This is a genomic window from Arthrobacter sp. B0316-5-4 (assembly GCF_059090325.1).
On sequence record NZ_JBNHFN010000014.1, the window covers coordinates 1 to 3,349 of the forward strand.

Below are 3,349 nucleotides of genomic sequence, written 5' to 3' on the forward strand. Positions count from 1 at the left end.
CCGGATGGGTTCCGGTGGTCACTGCCTAGTCCTTTTGGTGGCTCCCATCTAATCAGCATCGAATCCTGGTCCAAGCCCGAGCGTCCCACTTCCAAGGAAGTGGGACATTTCAGTACTCCGGTCTCCAAGTCCAAGGTGGCGTCGTGTTCAAAGGAAGTGCAGGTCATACTTGGGCGAGTCCATCCCGTCTAACGCCTCGACGGCCATTTGCGAAGAAGAGAGCACCGTGCACCCTCATAACTCACACCCTCCGGGCTATTTTCCGAGTCAGCCGGGGCAGGTCCAGGCTCCGCCATTGCCTGCGTGGGCTACGACGTTCAGGACTGTCCTGCTGATCGGTACCGGTCTTCTGGTGCTGTTATTGCTATTTCTTGTTGGTACGGCCACATTAGGATCGGCTGATATGTACAGCGAGGGCGGTCTGGGCGTCCTGCAGGCCACCATCTGGCTAGGATTGGGAACGATCCTGCTGACATTCCCGTACCTGATTGCCAGCATCGTCTACGCTGGTCTGTGGGCAACCAAGCTGCGCGGCAGGGGCTATCGTCCGTACACGGCCACCAGTTGGATCTTGGTGGTGGGCCCGGTTGTTGTTGCCTTACCCGTAGTGGTCTTGGTAGCGCTGATTACCGCTGACCCCAGCATGTTGTGATGCCCTTGACCAGACCGACAGGGAAGGAAAACGGATCATGATTTCCGACCGCAAGCGGCACAATGAAGCCGTCTATGCGGAGCATCAAGCGGCAGTGGCAGCCGGGGAAAAGCGCGTACTGCGCAACACCTGCACCGGCGAATTGCACAGCTACCCGGCAGACGAAATCGGCTTTACGCCAGGGGCAGGGCAAGCCCAGGTCAGTACGTGGTGGGGGATGGCGATCGTCGCGGCCGGTGCTGCACTACTATGCATATTTTCGATAGTGCTGCTGCTCGCTCCGCTGGCGCAGGGCCAGGGTCCGATGTGGACCGCGCTGGTCTTGACTGCCCTGGGAGGTAGCGTCACTTTCTACGCGGTGTCGATGTCCCGCCTTGAATACCGGGCCATGCGGCTGCGTAAGTTGCGAGGCTCACCCAGGCCAAGTCCATCCGGCCGGGCAGACATTTAGGGAGATCTGGGATATTGCCCGGTCTCCGCCGCGGGCAATATCCCAATCTCAGCCGTACCCTTTCTAAGGAAGTGGGACTGGCCTCAGGGTCTGGCCGCGCGGGGTTCGTGGGTTTTCCTTTTGCGGGGGCAGGATGGTGGCATGTTTGAGGGTTTCGAGGAACGCCACATCGACGTCGGATCGTGCAGTCTGTTTGTCCGTTATGGTGGCGACGGTCCACCGGTTCTGTTGCTTCACGGGCATCCGCGCACGTCCGCTACATGGCATCGGGTCGCTCCTCAACTGTTGAACGCGGGATTCAGTGTCGTTTGCCCCGACCTCCCGGGTTACGGACAGTCGAGCAAGCCGGCCCCGACAACGGACCATGCAGCCCATTCCAAGCGCGCGACCGCCCGGCACATGGTCGCACTTATGGCGGAACTGGGTCACGAGCAATTTAAGCTCGTGGGACATGACCGGGGCAGCTACACTGCGCTGCGACTGGTCTTGGATTACCCCGGAACGGTCTCCAAGGTCGCCCTGCTCGATTGCATCCCCATCAGTGAGCATCTAGCCAGGGCCGATGCGAGGTTCGCTACAAAGTGGTGGCATTGGTTCTTCTACGCCCAACCTGATATTCCGGAACGGGTGATCATGGCAGACCCGGACAGCTGGTATGGCGGGAGCGCGGCGGCGATGGGCCAGGAAAACTACGATGAGTGGCGCAGAGCGATCCATAACCCGGATACCGTGCGGGCCATGCTTGAAGATTACCGGGCGGGCCTGACCATCGACCGGCAGCATGAGGAAGCCGACAGGCAGGCAGGAAGGGCAGTCACCGTGCCCCTGTTGCTGCTCTGGTCGCTCCGGGACGACCTTGTAGAACTCTACGGCGATCCGCTCAGGATCTGGGAGCGGTGGGCGACCGATGTTCGCGGCCACGGCCTCGATTCAGGGCACCACATGGCCGAGGAAGCCCCGGACGAGTTATCCTCCGCCCTGCTGGGATTCCTCTAACTGCACCGTTCCGTTCTGCAACTGAAAAGAAAGCTGGAACGAAATGGCACGTCCTTTGACTACGGGGGAGAACCTCACCGCGGACGCATGGTCCACCCAAGAGCAACTTCCCCGCTGGGCAAGTGGGCATCTATGAGGAACCCCCAAATGTCTCGGACGTGAGTGTCCCAGTTCCAAGGAAGTGCGACGCAGCGGGTGAGGGGAAACGTGCCCTGTCTTCAATGGCCTTGCCGATAAGGAGGGCAAAGGTCCGCCGACGCTACGCGGAGCCCGCAAGTAAGGCCGGGCAGCGATACGGTGTTTAGGGTGCCGTATTACTGAGGAAACGGTTAGTCTGAGCTTCATTGGCGAGGGGGAGCTATGAATCCGATGACTGTGGACTTTGGTAAGGGCACGCTGGAACTCGATCCGGTGGGGGTTCTGCACCTTTTGTGGAAGTTGGGCACTGTTCTTGAAGCGGATGATGTCCATACAGCGATCGCAAAGGTCAACGAAGTAGCTGACGGGGCCGAGTACCCGATGCTGATCGACATAACGAACACCAGGGTCGTGACCCGTCCTGCCAAGGCGGCTTTCAGCACGAAGTGTGCTGCGTCACGGATTGCCCTGCTGGGTTCCAATCCCGTAAACCGGGTTATCGCAAATTTCGCTATGGCACGTCGGACCCTCCCGTGTCCCACCCGGTTCTTTGCCTCCCGGAACGAGGCCATCAGCTGGCTCCTTGAAAGCCATGGTTCTGACCAATGCACCCCTTATTCCTGATCGCACTGGTCCTCGTTGCGGCCGTGGTCTGGGTGTCAGGGATTCTGCTTACGCTCGTCCGGCTATCTCGCGTTCAGCACGACAACACTGACGACAGTGCGCCCGTGCGGATGGATGCGGTCCTTTCCCTCAAAGGTGGTGGTGACATGGCCTGGCTTGACGAAGCACGGCCGGCCAGAGGACGTGACGATTCCTGCTGTTTGAGAGAAGGAGCAGGTACAGCTTTCCTTCGTGGGGAGATTTAGCCCAGTCTTAGAGATTGCTAGACTTCGCGGACTGGATCGATGCCTGGACGCAGCGACATACAACGAGTTAGCCAGAACATGTACGGTGATGGATCCTCCACCGGACGTCTACATCCCATGGCGTCGGATCCGGAAATGGGCACCACGTCCGGCTAGGACGGTTATAGGATCTCCGTCATGATGTTCCAGCCGCTGCCCACTTTTCTCGATGTGGGCCATGCGGATCCACCGCTGCCCTCGTAA

Annotated in this window: 4 protein-coding genes; all 4 read left to right on the plus strand. The window is 59.6% G+C overall.

Annotated elements, in window-relative coordinates:
* Window positions 1-403: 403 nt before the first annotated feature.
* The 4 genes from AC5RU9_RS21220 to AC5RU9_RS21235 all read left to right on the plus strand — a co-directional run bounded on the left by AC5RU9_RS21220 (window position 404) and on the right by AC5RU9_RS21235 (window position 2,861).
* Window positions 404-652: a hypothetical protein gene (locus tag AC5RU9_RS21220; RefSeq protein ID WP_231949162.1), complete on the plus strand. Its 249-nt coding sequence runs from the start codon at window positions 404-406 to the stop codon at window positions 650-652.
* A 37-nt stretch (window positions 653-689) separates the two neighbouring features.
* On the plus strand, window positions 690-1,103 hold the full coding sequence (locus AC5RU9_RS21225) for a hypothetical protein (RefSeq protein ID WP_494018064.1): 414 nt from the start codon (window positions 690-692) through the stop codon (window positions 1,101-1,103).
* Window positions 1,104-1,244: 141 nt separating this feature from the next.
* Window positions 1,245-2,099, plus strand: a complete 855-nt coding sequence (locus AC5RU9_RS21230; protein ID WP_494018065.1) for an alpha/beta fold hydrolase — start codon at window positions 1,245-1,247, stop codon at window positions 2,097-2,099.
* Window positions 2,100-2,459: 360 nt separating this feature from the next.
* Window positions 2,460-2,861 (plus strand): DUF7793 family protein, encoded by a 402-nt coding sequence (locus AC5RU9_RS21235; protein WP_494018066.1) that lies wholly within the window; start codon window positions 2,460-2,462, stop codon window positions 2,859-2,861.
* Window positions 2,862-3,349 lie beyond the last annotated feature (488 nt).

Excerpts from the sequence above, each read along its gene's own strand:
- AC5RU9_RS21230 (WP_494018065.1), top strand. The coding sequence starts at position 1,245 with ATGTTTGAGGGTTTCGAGGAACGCCACATCGACGTCGGATCGTGCAGT.
- AC5RU9_RS21225 (WP_494018064.1), top strand. The coding sequence starts at position 690 with ATGATTTCCGACCGCAAGCGGCACAATGAAGCCGTCTATGCGGAGCAT.
- AC5RU9_RS21235 (WP_494018066.1), top strand. The coding sequence starts at position 2,460 with ATGAATCCGATGACTGTGGACTTTGGTAAGGGCACGCTGGAACTCGAT.
- AC5RU9_RS21220 (WP_231949162.1), top strand. The coding sequence starts at position 404 with ATGTACAGCGAGGGCGGTCTGGGCGTCCTGCAGGCCACCATCTGGCTA.